Genomic DNA, 15,151 nt, shown 5'->3' with positions numbered 1-15,151 from the left:
TACACTCCCCGTCAGTAACCTGCCCGGGAGGAGCCACGAAGGTGCGCAAGGTACTCATCGCCAACCGCGGCGAGATCGCCGTCCGGGTGATCCGCGCGTGCCGCGACGCCGGCCTGGGCAGCGTCGCCGTGTACGCGGACTCCGACCGCGACGCCCTGCACGCCACCCTCGCGGACGAGGCGTACGCGCTCGGCGGGGACACGGCCACCGAGACCTACCTGCGCATCGACAAGCTGCTCGACGTCGCCGCCCGGGCCGGCGCCGACGCCGTACACCCGGGTTATGGCTTCCTCAGCGAGAACGCCGACTTCGCCGCGGCCGTCATCGACGCCGGGCTGACCTGGATCGGCCCCACCCCGCAGGCGATCCGCGACCTGGGCGACAAGGTCACCGCCCGGCACATCGCCCAGCGTGCCGGCGCACCGCTGGTCCCCGGCACCCCGGACCCGGTGGCCAGCCCGGACGAGGTGATGGCGTTCGCCGTCGATCACGGCTTGCCGGTCGCCATCAAGGCCGCGTTCGGTGGCGGCGGGCGCGGGCTCAAGGTCGCCCGGACCATGGAGGAGATCCCTCAACTGTTCGAGTCGGCGACCCGCGAGGCGGTCGCGGCGTTCGGCCGGGGCGAGTGCTTCGTCGAGCGGTACCTGGACCAGCCCCGGCACGTCGAGGCGCAGGTCCTCGCCGACCAGCACGGCAACGTGATCGTGGTGGGCACCCGGGACTGCTCGTTGCAGCGACGCCACCAGAAGCTCGTCGAGGAGGCGCCCGCGCCGTTCCTCACCGACGCCCAGCGGGCGCAGATCCACGAGAGCGCCAAGGCGATCTGCCGGGAAGCCGGCTACCACGGCGCCGGCACGGTGGAATACCTGGTCGGCGCGGACGGCACCATCTCCTTCCTGGAGGTCAACACCCGACTCCAGGTCGAGCACCCGGTCACCGAGGAAACCGCCGGCATCGACCTGGTCCGCGAGCAGTTCCGGATCGCCGACGGTGAGAAGCTGCGGATCACCGAGGACCCGACACCGCGCGGGCACGCGATCGAGTTCCGGATCAACGGCGAGGACCCGGGCCGCAACTTCCTACCCGCCCCGGGCACGGTCACCGCACTGCGTCTGCCCACCGGCCCGGGTGTGCGGGTCGACACCGGCATCTCGGCCGGCGACGTGATCGGCGGCAACTTCGACTCGCTTCTCGCCAAGGTCATCATCGTCGGTGAGACGCGGACCGAGGCGCTGGAACGCGCCCGCCGCGCCCTGGACGAGATGGTCCTCGACGGGATGGCCACCGCGCTGCCGTTCCACCGCCTGGTCGTTCGGGACGAGGCGTTCACCGCCGAGCCGTTCACCGTGCACACCCGGTGGATCGAGACCGAGTTCCACAACACCGTGCCGCCGTTCACCGCCGCCGCCGGCGCCGCCGAGGCGCCGGCCGAACGCGACACCGTCGTGGTCGAGGTGGGCGGCAAGCGCCTTGAGGTCAGCCTCCCCGCCGGCTTCGGCGGGAGTACGACCGCCGCGGCACCCGCCACCCGTAAGCCGACCCGCCGCGGCGGCGGAGCCAAGGCCGGCGCCTCGGTCGGCGGCGACGCGCTCACCTCGCCGATGCAGGGCACCATCGTCAAGATCGCGGTGGCGGACGGCGACACCGTGGCCGAGGGTGACCTGGTCGTGGTGCTGGAGGCGATGAAGATGGAGCAGCCGTTGCACGCCCACAAGGCGGGCACGATCAGCGGTCTCAGCGCCGAGGTCGGTGCTGTGATCACCGCTGGCGCCCCGATCTGCACCATCGCCTGAGCGATCAGCGCAGGTTCTCGGCGGCGACCGCGCGGACGGCGGCGGTCAGGGCGTTCAGTACGTCCGACTCCAGCCGCCAGTGCTGCCAGTACAGCGGGACGTCCAGGTGCCGGCCCGGCGCGAGGTCGACACAGCGACCGGAGGCCAGGTCGGCCTGGGCGATCTGTTCCGGCACCAGGCTCCAGCCCAGGCCGAGCCGGATCGCCTCGCTGAAGGCCGGCACCGACGGCAGGTAGTGCACCGGCGGATCGAGCGACCGACCCACCACCGCGGCGATGAAGCGGTGTTGCACCCGGTCCCTCCGGTCGAAGACGACCAGCGGCGCGCCCGCCACCGCGGTTGCGGTCAACCCTTCGGCGAAGTGGGACGCCGCGAATTCCGGCGTGGCCAGCGCGCGGTACCGCATGGCCCCGAGCCGCAACACCCGGCAGCCCTGCACCGCCTCCCGCTGGGCGGTGACCGCCGCCGTCACCGAACCGTCGCGGAGCAGTTCGGCGGTGTGGTCCTGATCGTCCTGCCGTAGATCGAACGAGAGCCCGGCCCGCTGCGGCAACCGCGCCAGCGCGGCGGGAAACCAGGTGGCCAGTGAGTCCGCGTTGACCACCACCGCGACCCGGACCCGCCCGCCGCCGGCCAGCGGGCCGCGGGCATCGGCCAGGGCCTCCCGTTCGAGCAGCGTGAGCTGGCCGGCCAGGCGCAGCAGCGGGCGGCCGGCGTCGGTTGCCACGCACGGTCGGGCGCGGCGGACCAACACCTGGCCGACGGCCTCCTCCAACGCCTTGATCCGTTGGCTCACCGCCGACGGCGTGACGTGCAGCAGGTGGGCCGCCGCGTCGAAGCTGCCCTCCGCCACCACCGCCGCGAGCGTCCGTAGCTGCGCCGAGTCGAGACCGTCCATTAGCTGAGCTTAAGTTGCGTCAGAATCCTTAGTTGGACTGGTGGCCGTCGGCCGCCATAGCGTCGAGTCCGTGCTCACCTCCGCCGTCACCGGCTTCTCGATCTCCATCGCGCTCATCGTCGCCATCGGCGCCCAGAACGCCTTCGTCCTGCGCCAGGGCCTGCGACGGGAGCACGTCGTACCCGTGGTGCTGACCTGCGCCGCCTCGGACGCCCTGCTGATCATGGCGGGCGTGGCCGGGGTCGGCACGCTGGTGACCGGCCGACCGGGCCTGCTGACGGCGATCCGCTGGGGCGGTGCGGCGTTCCTGCTCTGCTACGCGACGCTCGCCGCCCGCCGCGCGCTGCGTCCCGGCGCACTACTGCCCACCGAGCGGCCACCGGCCACGTTGAGAGCGACCCTGCTCGCCTGCGCCGCCTTCACCTACCTGAACCCCCACGTCTACCTGGACACCGTGCTGCTCCTCGGCGGCGTGGCCCAACAACACCCGCACCGGTGGGTCTTCGGCGCCGGGGCCGTCCTGGCCAGCGTGTTCTGGTTCACCGCACTCGGGGTGGGCGCGCAGCGCCTCGCGCCGCTGCTCGCCCGTGCCGTCGCCTGGCGGGTGCTGGACGCGATCATCGCCGTGGTGATGGCCGGGCTCGCCGTGGCGCTCCTGCTGGGGTGACGGGTTCCGGGACGGGCGACCGTGGCGGGCACGACCAACGGCGGTGCGAGTGTTTTCCGCGACCACCGGCGGCGGAACCGACCGCGAGCGGGAATGATTGCCGGGTGCGGTTCCTTCACGGCGCGGTCCCCGCGCACGACCTGACCTATACCGACGTCTTCATGGCGCCGGGCCGATCCGACCTGGGTTCCCGGCTCGACGTCGACCTGTCCACCGGCGACGGCACCGGCACCACCATTCCGCTGGTGGTGTCGAACATGACTGCGGTCGCCGGACGGCGGATGGCGGAGACGGTCGCCCGGCGTGGTGCGATCGCGGTGATCCCGCAGGACATCCCGATCGAGGTGGTGGCGAACGTCGTCGCCTGGGTCAAGCAGCGCCACCTGGTCTACGACACGCCGATCACACTCGGTCCGACCGAGACCGTGGGCGACGCCATCCACCTGCTGCCCAAGCGCTCGCACGGTGCGGTGATCGTGGTCGACGACGCCGGCCGGCCGATGGGTGTGGTCACCGAGGCGGACACCACGGGCGTGGACCGGTTCGCTCAACTGCGGCACGTGATGTCCACCGAGTTGCACACCGTCCCGGCGGACGCGGATCCGCGCAGCGGTTTCGAGCTGCTCTCGGCGGGCCGTCGCCGACTCGCCCCGGTGGTGGACGCCGAGGGTCGGCTGGTCGGGGTGCTGACCCGGCAGGGCGCGCTGCGGGCCACCCTCTACACGCCGGCGGTGGACGACCGGGGCCGGCTGCGGATCGCGGCGGCCGTCGGCATCAACGGTGACGTGACCGGTAAGGCCAAGGCGCTGCTGGAGGCGGGGGTGGACACGCTCGTCGTGGACACCGCACACGGCCACCAGGCGCGGATGATCTCGGCACTCCAGGCGGTGCGCAAGCTGGACCCGGGGGTGCCGGTGGCGGCCGGCAACGTGGTGACCGCCGAGGGGGTACGCGACCTGGTGGAGGCGGGGGCGGACATCATCAAGGTCGGTGTCGGCCCGGGCGCGATGTGCACCACCCGAATGATGACGGGTGTGGGTCGACCGCAGTTCTCCGCCGTGCTCGACTGCGCGGCCGCCGCCCGCCAACTGGGCCGGCACGTGTGGGCCGATGGCGGGGTGCGCCATCCCCGGGACGTGGCGCTCGCGCTCGCCGCCGGCGCGTCGAACGTGATGATCGGCTCCTGGTTCGCCGGCACCTACGAGTCCCCCGGTGATCTGTACACCGACGCGGACGGCCGGCGGTACAAGGAGAGCTTCGGGATGGCCTCGGCTCGGGCGGTCAGCGCCCGAACCGCCGACGACAGCCCGTACGACCGGGCCCGCAAGGCCGTGTTCGAGGAGGGCATCTCCTCGGCCCGGATGCACCTGGACCCGGCCCGACCCGGCGTCGAGGACCTGATCGACGAGATCATCGCGGGGGTGCGCAGCGCCTTCACCTACGCCGGAGCACGGGACCTGACCCAGTTCCACGAGCGTGCGATCGTCGGCGTGCAGAGCGCCGCCGGCTTCACCGAGGGAATGCCCCTCCCCACCAGCTGGTGACCCCACCCGCCCACTCCGGTTGATCATGAAGTTATTGCCTCCCGCACCGGCGTGTCATGGCAGTAACTTCATGATCAACGGAGGGGGTCGGGGCCGGCGAGGGGAGGCTCGGGGTTAGTCCCTGTCGCTCCGCTGCGCGAAGCGGCCCTAATCGGGAGGAAGTAGGTCTACTTCCGAGTTAGGTCGACAGTCGGCTCAGCACGGCGCGGGCTGCCTCGCGGGGGTTGTCGCCCACGCGGTCGGGCAGTGCGCCGGCCAGCCAGAGGGTGGCGAAGCCGTGGGCGATCGACCAGGCCGCGAGCGCGTCGCGGCCGGCGTCGGCGGGCACGCCGCCGGCGGGTAGCGCCGCCACCGCGGAGCGGAGTGCGGCACCGGCGCGTTCCCGGGCGGCGATCAGCTCGGCGTCGTCGGCCCGGTGCAGCTCCGGCCGGAACATCACCTCGAAGTGCGCGCGGTGCCGGACGGCGAAGTCGACATACGCGACCCCGGCGGCCAGCAGGTCGCTCCCCGCCGCCGCCAACTCCTGGGCCAGCAGGTCGAAGCCCTGGGTGGCGAGCGCGGTGAGCAGGCCCGCCTTGTCCCCGAAGTGGTGCGCGGGTGCGGCGTGCGAGACGCCGGCCCGGCGGGCCAGGTCACGCAGGCTCAGCGCCGCCTGCCCGTCCTCCTCGATCGCGTCGAGCGCGGCCGCGAGCAGCGCGCGACGGAGGTCGCCGTGGTGGTAGCCGCGCGTCTCAGCCATGCCGGAATCCTATCTTGTCGTTGACAAGATTCCGCCTCGACGGGCAATCTTGCCATTGACAAGATTCCCCTGAGGAGGATTTCGATGGCACCCCTGATCGCCCTGATCGTCGGCACCACGCTGGCTCGACTCACCGGCCTGGCCGGCGTCTCCGCACTGGACGGATGGATTCCCTCGCTCCGCGTCGGGTTGGCCGTGATGTTCACGCTGACCGCCGTCGCGCACTTCGCCGGCCAGCGCCGCGCCGACCTGATCGCGATGGTCCCGCCCCGACTGCCCCGGCCGGACCTGCTGGTCACCCTCACCGGCGTGCTGGAACTGATCGGCGCGATCGGTCTCCTGGTGCCGGCGACCGCGCGGGTCGCCGCGGCCGGGCTCGGCCTGCTCATGCTCGCGATGTTCCCGGCCAACGTCTCGGCTGCCCGCCGGAAGCTGACCCTCGCCGGCCGCCCGGTCACCCCACTCGGGCAGCGCACCCTCCTCCAGGTCGTGTTCGTGGCCGCCGCCACGGCAATTTCGTTTGGTGCCTGACTATCAGGGGGCTAACCTATCCGGCGTGGAACTCGTGACCCTCCAAGACGTGCCGCTCGGACGGCTGCTGGTGGTGGCCGGGCACCTGGTCGGGCAGCGGTGGAACCGCTACCTCGCCGAGGAGCACGGCCTCACCCAGGCCGGCATGATCACCCTGATGACGCTCGCCCGACACGGCGAGCTGCCCCACCGGGAGGTCGCCGAGAAGGGGTTCGTCCGCCCGGCGACCCTCACCGGCATCGTCGACACGCTCGAACGCGATGGCCTGGTCGAGCGGCAGCGCGACGACAGCGACCGACGCAGCATCCGACTCGCCATCACCCCCGCCGGGCGGGAGCGGGTGGCCGCGCTCGGCGCACTCATGCACTCCGGACGGCCACTCACCTCGGTCGACGCCGACCCGGCGAAGGCCCAGGTGATCCGCGAGTTCCTGCTCGAAGTCATCGGCAGCGGAGACGACCCGCGGATGACCGGACGCCCAACCGAAACGAAGGACCCGGCGTGCTGATCCGACTCCTGCGCGGCCAACTGCGCACCTATCAGAGACCGTTGCTGGCGGTGGTGCTGCTCCAGTTCGTGGGCACCATGGCCTCGCTCTACCTGCCCAGCCTCAACGCGGACATCATCGACCAGGGTGTGGCCCGGGGCGACACCGACTACATCGTGCGCACCGGCGGCTGGATGCTGCTGGTCAGCCTGATCCAGATCGCCTGTTCGATCGCCGCCGTCTACCTGGGCGCCCGGGTCGCGATGGGCTTCGGCCGCGACGTACGCGCCGAGCTGTTCGGGCACGTCAACCGCTTCTCGGCCCGCGAGGTGGCCCGGTTCGGGGCACCGTCGCTGATCACCCGCAACACCAACGACGTGCAACAGGTGCAGATGCTCGTCCTGATGAGCTGCACGATGCTGGTCGCCGCGCCGATCATGAGCGTCGGCGGCGTGTTCATGGCGCTGCGCGAGGACATCGGGCTCTCCTGGCTGATGCTGGTCAGCGTCCCCGTGCTGGCCATCGCGCTCGGCGCGATCATCCGTCGCATGGTGCCGGGTTTCCGGCTGATGCAGACCCGCATCGACACGGTCAACCGGGTGCTGCGTGAGCAGATCACCGGCATCCGGGTGGTCCGCGCGTTCGTCCGCGAGCCGTACGAGACGGACCGCTTCGACGTCGCCAACGCCGACCTGACCGCCACCGCGCTGCGTACCGGCCGGTTGCTGGCGTTGATCTTTCCGGTGGTCATGCTGGTGCTGAATGTCTCCAGCGTGGCGGTGCTCTGGTTCGGCGCCCAGCGGGTGGACGCCGGTGCGATCCAGGTCGGCGCGCTCACCGCGTTCCTGCAATACCTGATGCAGATCCTGATGGCGGTCATGATGGCCACCTTCATGCTGATGATGGTGCCCCGGGCCGCGGTCTGCGCCGAGCGCATCGTCGAGGTGCTGGACACCGACTCGTCGGTGGTCCCGGCCAGCGCGCCGGTCACCGAGCTGCCCACCCGAGCGGAGCTGGAGCTGCGCGGAGTGCGCTTCCAGTACCCGGGCGCGGTGGAGCCGGTGCTGCGGGACATCTCCTTCCGGGCCACCCCGGGCACCACCACGGCGATCATCGGTAGCACCGGCGCGGGCAAGACGACCCTGCTGTCGCTCATTCCCCGCCTGGTCGACGTCACCGCCGGCGCGGTGCTGGTGGACGGGGTGGACGTGCGGGAGCTGGCACCGGACGAGTTGTGGCGGCGGATCGGCCTGGTGCCGCAACGGCCGTACCTGTTCACCGGGACGGTCGCCAGCAACCTGCGCTACGGCAACCCGGACGCCACCGACGAGGAGCTGTGGACCGCACTGGAGATCGCCCAGGCCCGGGACTTCGTGGCCCAGATGCCCGGCGGGCTGGAGGCGCCGATCGCGCAGGGCGGCACCACCGTCTCCGGTGGGCAGCGGCAGCGCCTGGCCATCGCCCGGGCCCTGGTCCGGCAGCCGGAGATCTACCTCTTCGACGACTCGTTCTCCGCGCTCGACCTGGGCACCGATGCGCGGTTGAGAGCGGCACTGCGGCCGGTCACCGCGCAGTCCGCAGTGGTGATCGTGGCCCAGCGAGTGTCCACGATCATCGATGCCGATCAGATCATCGTGCTGGAAAATGGGGGGGTCGTCGGAGTGGGACGACACGCGGAGTTGTTGGACACCTGCCCGACGTACGCCGAGATCGTGGCCTCGCAGCAGACGGCGGAGGTGGCGGCATGAGCGAGCAGGACGAGCCGCGCACCGCGGCCGTACCCAGTCAGAAGCCCGCGGGTGGCACCCCGCAGCAACCCGGCGGCGACGCGCGGACCCCGAAGCGGCTGCCACCCGGCCGTCAGGGCGGTGGCCCCCCGTGGATGGGCGCCGGAATGCCCGCCGAGAAGTCGATGACCTTCGGGCCGTCAGCCCGGCGGCTGCTCGGGCGGCTACGCCCGCACCGGCTGCACCTGGCCGCCATCATCACCCTCGCGGTGGTGAGCGTCGGGTTCAGCGTGGCCGGGCCGAAGATCCTCGGCCACGCCACCGACCTGATCTTCACCGGGGTGATCGGCCGGCAGCTGCCCGCCGGCACCACCGCCGAGCAGGCCGTCGCGGCGGCCCGGGCCAGCGGCAACGACAGCTTCGCCGACATGCTGGCCCGGATGGACGTGGTGCCCGGGGTGGGCATCGACTTCAGTGCCCTGAGCCGGGTGCTGCTGCTGGCGCTCGGGCTCTACCTGGCCGCGAGCGTGCTGTCCTGGTGGCAGGGCTGGCTGCTCAACGGGGTGGTCCAGCGCACCGTGCTGCGGCTGCGCGCCGAGGTGGAGGAGAAGCTCAACCGGCTGCCGTTGCCCTACTTCGACCGACAGCCGCGCGGTGAGCTGCTCAGCCGGGTCACCAACGACATCGACAACATCTCCACCAGCCTCCAGCAGACCCTCAGCCAACTGCTCACCTCACTGCTGACCGTCGTCGGCGTGCTGGCCGTGATGTTCTGGATCTCGCCGCTGCTGGCCCTGGTGGCCCTGGTCGCGGTGCCGCTGTCGGTGCTGGTCACCCAGCGCATCGCCAAGCGCTCGCAGCAGCAGTTCATCGCACAGTGGACGCACACCGGCGAGTTGAACGGCCAGATCGAGGAGGCGTACACCGGTCATGAGCTGGTGAAGGTCTTCGGCCGGCAGCGTGAGGTGGAGGCCGCGTTCCACGCGAAGAACGAGGAGCTGTTCCGGGCCAGCTTCGGGGCGCAGTTCATCTCCGGGATCATCATGCCGTCGATGATGTTCATCGGAAACCTGAGCTACGTGGCGATCGCCGTGGTCGGCGGCCTGCGGGTCGCCTCGGGCACGATGAGCCTCGGCGACGTGCAGGCGTTCATCCAGTACTCCCGTCAGTTCACCCAGCCGCTGACCCAACTCGCCTCGATGGCCAACCTGCTTCAGTCCGGGGTGGCCTCCGCCGAGCGCGTCTTCGCGGTGCTCGACGCCGACGAACAGACGCCCGACCCGGTCGAGCCGGCGCGCGTCGCCGACCCGCACGGACGCGTCGAGTTCGAGCACGTCTCGTTCCGCTACGAGCCGGACAAGCCGCTGATCGACGACCTGTCGCTGGTCGCCGAGCCGGGGCACACGGTGGCCATCGTCGGCCCGACCGGCGCCGGCAAGACCACCCTGGTCAACCTGGTCATGCGGTTCTACGAGCTGGACGCCGGCCGGATCACGCTCGACGGAGTGGACATCACCACGATGCGCCGCGACGACCTGCGCGGACGGATCGGCATGGTGCTCCAGGACACCTGGCTGTTCGGCGGCACCATCCGGGACAACATCGCCTACGGGCGGCCGGACGCGACCGAGGAGGAGATCCTCGCCGCGGCTCAGGCCACCTTCGTGGACCGGTTCGTGCGTAGCCTGCCCGACGGCTACGACACGGTCATCGACGAGGAGGGCAGCAACGTCAGCGCCGGCGAGAAACAGCTCATCACCATCGCTCGGGCGTTCCTCGCCGAGCCGTCGCTGCTGATCCTCGACGAGGCCACCAGCTCGGTGGACACCCGCACCGAGGTGCTGCTGCAACGGGCGATGGCCGCGCTGCGCTCGGACCGGACCAGCTTCGTCATCGCACACCGGCTCTCCACCATCCGCGACGCCGACCTGATCCTGATGATGGAGAACGGCCGGATCGTCGAGCAAGGCACCCACGAGCAGTTGCTCGCCGCCCAAGGCGCGTACCACCGGCTCTACCGCTCACAGTTCACCGGCGCCGTGGTGGACGAGGAACCGGCCGCCCAACCCGCGACGGTCTAGCGCATGTGTCGCATCCCCCGATCGGTGGGCGGGTCAGTCCGGCGGCAGCAGGTCGACCGCGCGGGCGGCGACCTGCCCACCGATCAGGGCGAGCGCGGCGTCGGCGGGCATCGGGGCCAGGGCGCGGCCACCGCGCAGGCGCAGCGCCAGGTGCCCGTCGGCCGCCTCCCGGGCACCCAACACCCCGAGGTACGGGACGCGGCGGCGGGCCGCGTCCCGGATCCGGGCGCCCAACGAGCCGGCGACGTCGACGTCGACCCGCAGCCCGGCGTCCACCGCCCGTCGGGCCAGGTCGGCCGCCGCGTCGACCTGGCCGTCGTCGACCGGCAGCAGCACCAACTGGACGGGCGCGTACCAGGCCGGAAACGCGCCCTCGTGCACCTCGATGAGGTACGCGAACAGCCGCTCCATGCTGCCGACCAGGCTGCGGTGCACCATGACCGGTCGACGCCGGCTGCCGTCCGAGTCGGTGTACGACAGGTCGAACCGTTCCGGCTTGTCGAAGTCCAGTTGGATGGTGGAGATGGTCGATTCCCGGCCGGCGGCGTCGAGGATCTGAATGTCGATCTTCGGACCGTAGAAGGCGGCCTCTCCCGGCGCCTCGACGTACTCCACCCCGGCCAGCGCCTCCCGCAGCAACTCCTCGGCGCGGACCCACTGTGCGTCGTCACCGACGTACTTCTCGCCCGGCCCGCGCAGCGACAACCGGAACCCGGCCGGGCGGACACCGAGCGCGGCGTGCGCGGCACGGATCAACCCGAGGATCTCGACGACCTCCGCGCCCACCTGGTCGGGGGCGCAGAAGGTGTGCGCGTCGTTGAGCGAGATGGCGCGCACCCGGGACAGCCCTCCGAGCACGCCGGAGCGCTCCGAGCGGTACATCCCGCCCAGCTCCGCGATCCGCAACGGCAACTCCCGGTAGGAGCGGCCCCGCGCCCGGAAGACCAACGCGTGGTGCGGGCAGAGCGCCGGCCGGAGCACGAACTCGTCGTCGGCGCTCAGCCGCATCGGCGGGAACATGTCGTCGGCGAAGTAGCCGAGATGGCCAGAGAGTTCGAAGAGTTCGCGCTTACCCAGCGGCGGCGAGTAGACGTGCTGGTGGCCGGAGCGGCGCTCCAACTCCCGGACGTACTCCTCGACGGCGTGCCGGGCGGCGGCGCCCGCCGGCAGCCAGATCGGCAGGCCGGCACCGGCCAGCGGATCGGAGACGAAGAGGTCCAGCTCGCGGCCGAGCCTACGGTGGTCGATCATGTCGGGCTCCTGGATCGGGTACGACCCGGAGGCGACCTGGACACCGAACGCCGCGCGGCCCTCGGGGGCGGATCGCCCCGGGGCCTGGTCGACGGTGGTTACGTCAGAGCGGCGCGCCGGGGACACCCGGCGTCGTGGTCACCACTACCGCACTGCGCATACGGCGACCGTACCCGCGCGGCAATCGGGGATGCACCCGGATTTTCGGCGGCGAGGAAGGGGTGGGCCGCCGGCGCGGGACCCGCCGGCGGCCCTGGCGGCCGAATCGTCAGGAACGGGGGACCCGACGGGCGTGGCCGCGCCGCCAACGGTACGCCGACGAACGCCGATCCGCCGCCCGCCTCGGACGGGCGGGACAGCCCCCGAACCCGTCACCCGACAGCGATCAGGCTCGTTGTAGCTGGGTGGCCCAGTCGTGTCGACGATCACGACGGGCCGGGGCCGTCCACCGTGACGCCGGACACGACGTCAGGCTCAAGACACCCAATCGGCCGCATCCGGCGAGGTGGCAGGCGTGCCCGAACTTCTGACTGACGTCGCGTCGCCGACGTGGGCGTACCTGGTGCTGCTCGCTCTGCTGATCGCGGACGCCTTCGTCCCGGTGATCCCCACCCAGATCGTCATGATCACCAGTGGTGCGCTCACCGTCTATGGCGGGCTCAGCCTGCCGGTCACCATCGCCGTCGGCACCCTCGGTGTGTTCGCCGGCGACCTGGCCTGCTACCTGCTCGGCCGGAGTGCGCCGGACCGGCGGCCACCGCGGCACGCCGAGCTGAGCCGTGCCCGCCGGGTGGCCAGCCGGGTCACCCAGGGGCTGCGACAACCCGGGCCGCTGGTCATCCTGCTCTGCCGATTCGTGCCCGGCGGCCGGATGGCGGCCTGCTTCTCGGCCGGCCGAAGCCGCTACCCGTACCGCCTGTTCGTGCTCTACGAGGCCGTCGCCGCGCTGGGTTGGGCCACCTACGGCGCACTGGTCGGGCACCTGGGCGGCACCGCGCTGACCGAGTCGGCGTGGCGGCTGGCCATCATCGCCACCGCCGCGGCGGCCGGCTTCGCCGCGGCCGGATGGGCCATGACAGTGGTGAGTGCCCGCCACGCCCGCGCCGCCGCCACAGTAGATGTCCCCACCGACTGAGTGAGCACCCCCCGCACTCCGCGATCTTGCATTTACTGTCCCGGCAATTGGCGCATGCAGTCGTAAAAGGACGACCGAAAGCGCAAGATCGCGGATTGTGGCCGGGGGACTCTAGGGGTTGTCCCGGGGGGTCTTTTCCGTGGGCGTCCCGGATTCGGCTGGGGTGCTCTCGGCGACAGGCTGAGGCATGCCTGTTATCCGGAGTACCGGCCTGCTGGCCCTGGGCGGGATCGCCCTGGCGGCGCTGCTCACCGTGATCGGTCACCTCGAAGTCAACGACGACCTCAACCCGTGGACGTTGACCATCAGCGACTTCGCGGTCTCCGACCGGGGCGGCGTCATCGACGTCGCCATGGTGGTGCTCGCGCTCGCCACCGTGGCGCTGCTGTACGGACTGCGCCGCGCCGGCCCACCCCGATCGCGCTCCGGTCGAACGGCCGAACTGCTGCTCGGCGCATGGGTGGGTGGGCTGCTGCTGGCCGCCGTGGTGCCGACGAACGAGCCGGGCACCGCCATGACCACCGCCGCCTACCTGCACCGGTACGCGTCGGTGATCGCCTTCCTGGCGTTGCCGATCGGCGGCTGGTTGCTCGCCCGCCGGGACCAGCTGACACCGGCCGCCCGATGGCTGCGCGGGTTGGCGGTGGCCAGTCTCGTCCTGGCCGCGGCCATGGTGTGGTCGGCCTATCCGGGGGAACGCGTGTTGATCGGACTGACCGAGCGGCTGCTCATTCTCACCGAGGTGGCGATCCTGGCAACGGTGGCGGTCACCCAGACCCGAGCCGTCGATCAAGGAGTTGTGGCGGCTCACAAGAGGGGCGTGACGGCGTGAACCGACCACCACAACTCCTTGATCGACCGGGGAGGGGTGGGGTTACTCCAGCTCGTGGAGCATGAGCTGGCGGGCGGCCTCGGTGATCGAGCCGGACAGACTCGGGTAGATGGTGATGGTCTGGGCCAGCTCGTTGACGGTGAGGTTGTTCTCCACCGCCATGGTGATGGGCAGAATCAGCTCACTGGCCTTCGGAGCGACCACCACACCGCCGATCACCTGCCCGCTGGCGGGTCGGCAGAACAGTTTCACGAAACCGTCGGAGAGGTCGTCCATCTTGGCCCGGGCGTTGCCGGACAACGGCAGCATCACCTGCCGGGCGGGCACCTTGCCCGCGTCCACCTCGTCCTGCGAGACACCCACGGTGGCCAGCTCCGGGTCGGTGAAGACGTTCGCCGCGACGGTCCGCAGCCGCAGCGGCCGGACCGCCTCGCCGAGGGCGTGCCACATGGCGATCCGGCCCTGCATGGCGGCGACGCTGGCCAGCAGCAGCACGCCGGTGCAGTCGCCGGCGGCGTAGATACCGGGCACGTTGGTCCGGGACGCCCGGTCGACGGTCACGTAGCCGCCCCGGCCCAGCTCGACGCCGTACTCGGTCAGACCCAGGTTGGCCGTGTTCGGGATCGAACCGACGGTGATCAGCGCGTGCGAACCGGTCACCTTACGGCCATCGGAGAGCTCCACCTCGACGCCGTCGGCGGTCCGCCGGACCGCGTCGGCCCGGGAGTTGTTGAGGATCTCCATGCCCCGGTTACGGAACACCCGCTCGATGGCGGACGCGGCGTCGGCGTCCTCGTGGGGCATCACCCGGTCCCGGCTGGAGACCAGGGTCACCTCGACTCCCATCGCCAGGTACGCGCTGGCGAACTCCGCGCCGGTCACCCCGGAGCCGACCACGATCAGGTGCTCGGGCAGTTCCGGCAGGTCGTACACCTGCCGCCAGGTCAGGATGCGCTCACCGTCCGGTACGGCGGTGGGTAGCTGGCGGGGGGTCGAGCCGGTGGCCACCAGCACGGTCGACGCGTCGATCGAGTATTCTTCGCCGCCGTCGGCGGGGGTGACGACGACCCGGTGGGTGTGCCCGAGGGAGTCCTCGCCGAGCCGGGCGGTGCCGGCCACGAACGTGACCCCCGCCTTCAGCAGCTTGGCGTGAATGTCCGCGGACTGCGCCAGGGCCAGCCGCTTGACCCGCTCGTGCACCGCCTGCGCGTCGACGGTGACCGCCTCCAGGCCGTCCGAGTGCACCCCGAACTCCTCGGTGTCACGGTAGCCGGTGACCACCCCCGAGCTGGCGATGAAGGTCTTCGACGGTACGCAGTCGGAGAGCACACAGGCGCCGCCGGCACCGTCGGCCTCCACCACGGTGACATCGGCATCCAGCTGGGCGGCGACCAGTGCCGCCTCGTACCCGGCCGGCCCCCCACCGATGATCACGATCCGGCTCACAGCGTTCGCCCTTCGTCCAT

General features: G+C 71.4%; 13 protein-coding genes. 9 read left to right on the top strand and 4 right to left on the bottom strand.

The genetic code is table 11. The annotated features are described in order from the left end of the window. The first annotated feature begins 41 nt into the window (after positions 1-41). A complete protein-coding gene (locus ACIBF8_RS01480; protein WP_396780363.1) occupies positions 42-1,793 on the top strand; it encodes an acetyl/propionyl/methylcrotonyl-CoA carboxylase subunit alpha in 1,752 nt (583 codons plus the stop codon). A gap of 4 nt (positions 1,794-1,797) precedes the next feature. Here the strand turns inward: ACIBF8_RS01480 and ACIBF8_RS01475 are convergent, their stop codons facing one another. Beyond that, on the bottom strand, positions 1,798-2,691 hold the full coding sequence (locus tag ACIBF8_RS01475; RefSeq protein ID WP_396780362.1) for a LysR family transcriptional regulator ArgP: 894 nt from the start codon (positions 2,689-2,691) through the stop codon (positions 1,798-1,800). Between the two features lie 70 nt (positions 2,692-2,761). On the opposite strand from ACIBF8_RS01475, the gene ACIBF8_RS01470 reads away from it, so the two are divergent. Together ACIBF8_RS01470 and ACIBF8_RS01465 are read left to right on the top strand one after the other, a co-directional pair. After that, positions 2,762-3,358 (top strand): LysE/ArgO family amino acid transporter, encoded by a 597-nt coding sequence (locus tag ACIBF8_RS01470; protein ID WP_396780360.1) that lies wholly within the window; start codon positions 2,762-2,764, stop codon positions 3,356-3,358. A 104-nt stretch (positions 3,359-3,462) separates the two neighbouring features. Beyond that, positions 3,463-4,902 (top strand): GuaB1 family IMP dehydrogenase-related protein, encoded by a 1,440-nt coding sequence (locus tag ACIBF8_RS01465; RefSeq protein ID WP_396780359.1) that lies wholly within the window; start codon positions 3,463-3,465, stop codon positions 4,900-4,902. A 178-nt stretch (positions 4,903-5,080) separates the two neighbouring features. On the opposite strand, the gene ACIBF8_RS01460 is transcribed toward ACIBF8_RS01465, so the two are convergent. Beyond that, positions 5,081-5,641, bottom strand: coding sequence for a TetR/AcrR family transcriptional regulator (locus tag ACIBF8_RS01460; RefSeq protein ID WP_396780358.1), 561 nt, complete (start codon positions 5,639-5,641; stop codon positions 5,081-5,083). Between the two features lie 84 nt (positions 5,642-5,725). Here ACIBF8_RS01460 and ACIBF8_RS01455 point away from each other — a divergent pair, with 84 nt between their 5' ends. The 4 genes from ACIBF8_RS01455 to ACIBF8_RS01440 are packed head-to-tail and all read left to right on the top strand — an operon-like array spanning position 5,726 to position 10,467. Further along, positions 5,726-6,172 carry a DoxX family membrane protein gene (locus tag ACIBF8_RS01455; RefSeq protein ID WP_396780357.1) on the top strand — a complete coding sequence of 149 codons (447 nt, stop codon included), beginning with the start codon at positions 5,726-5,728 and terminating at the stop codon, positions 6,170-6,172. 25 nt (positions 6,173-6,197) lie between these two features. Continuing rightward, a complete protein-coding gene (locus tag ACIBF8_RS01450) occupies positions 6,198-6,680 on the top strand; it encodes a MarR family winged helix-turn-helix transcriptional regulator (RefSeq protein ID WP_396780356.1) in 483 nt (160 codons plus the stop codon). Next, positions 6,674-8,407 carry an ABC transporter ATP-binding protein gene (locus ACIBF8_RS01445; protein ID WP_396780355.1) on the top strand — a complete coding sequence of 578 codons (1,734 nt, stop codon included), beginning with the start codon at positions 6,674-6,676 and terminating at the stop codon, positions 8,405-8,407. The genes ACIBF8_RS01450 and ACIBF8_RS01445 overlap by 7 nt, the downstream gene beginning before the upstream one ends. Next, entirely contained in the window at positions 8,404-10,467 is a 2,064-nt protein-coding gene (locus tag ACIBF8_RS01440; RefSeq protein ID WP_396780354.1) for an ABC transporter ATP-binding protein, read from the top strand. Before ACIBF8_RS01445 ends, ACIBF8_RS01440 begins: the two co-directional genes overlap by 4 nt. Before the next feature lie 33 nt (positions 10,468-10,500). On the opposite strand, the gene thrS is transcribed toward ACIBF8_RS01440, so the two are convergent. Next, positions 10,501-11,718 (bottom strand): threonine--tRNA ligase, encoded by a 1,218-nt coding sequence (thrS, locus tag ACIBF8_RS01435; RefSeq protein WP_396780353.1) that lies wholly within the window; start codon positions 11,716-11,718, stop codon positions 10,501-10,503. Positions 11,719-12,232: 514 nt separating this feature from the next. Here thrS and ACIBF8_RS01430 point away from each other — a divergent pair. Continuing rightward, positions 12,233-12,853 (top strand): DedA family protein, encoded by a 621-nt coding sequence (locus ACIBF8_RS01430; RefSeq protein ID WP_396780352.1) that lies wholly within the window; start codon positions 12,233-12,235, stop codon positions 12,851-12,853. A 187-nt stretch (positions 12,854-13,040) separates the two neighbouring features. Further along, entirely contained in the window at positions 13,041-13,685 is a 645-nt protein-coding gene (locus ACIBF8_RS01425; RefSeq protein ID WP_396780351.1) for a DUF998 domain-containing protein, read from the top strand. A 42-nt stretch (positions 13,686-13,727) separates the two neighbouring features. Here the strand turns inward: ACIBF8_RS01425 and ACIBF8_RS01420 are convergent, their stop codons facing one another. Beyond that, the gene (locus tag ACIBF8_RS01420; RefSeq protein WP_396780350.1) at positions 13,728-15,131 is read right to left on the bottom strand and encodes an NAD(P)H-quinone dehydrogenase; all 1,404 of its coding nucleotides are present in this window, start codon (positions 15,129-15,131) and stop codon (positions 13,728-13,730) included. Positions 15,132-15,151: the final 20 nt, after the last annotated feature.

This window comes from Micromonospora sp. NPDC050276, from assembly GCF_044459545.1.
Classification (GTDB): Bacteria; Actinomycetota; Actinomycetes; order Mycobacteriales; family Micromonosporaceae; genus Micromonospora.
Note: the sequence above shows the minus strand (reverse complement) of the source record. Positions and strands in the feature narration are given on the sequence as shown.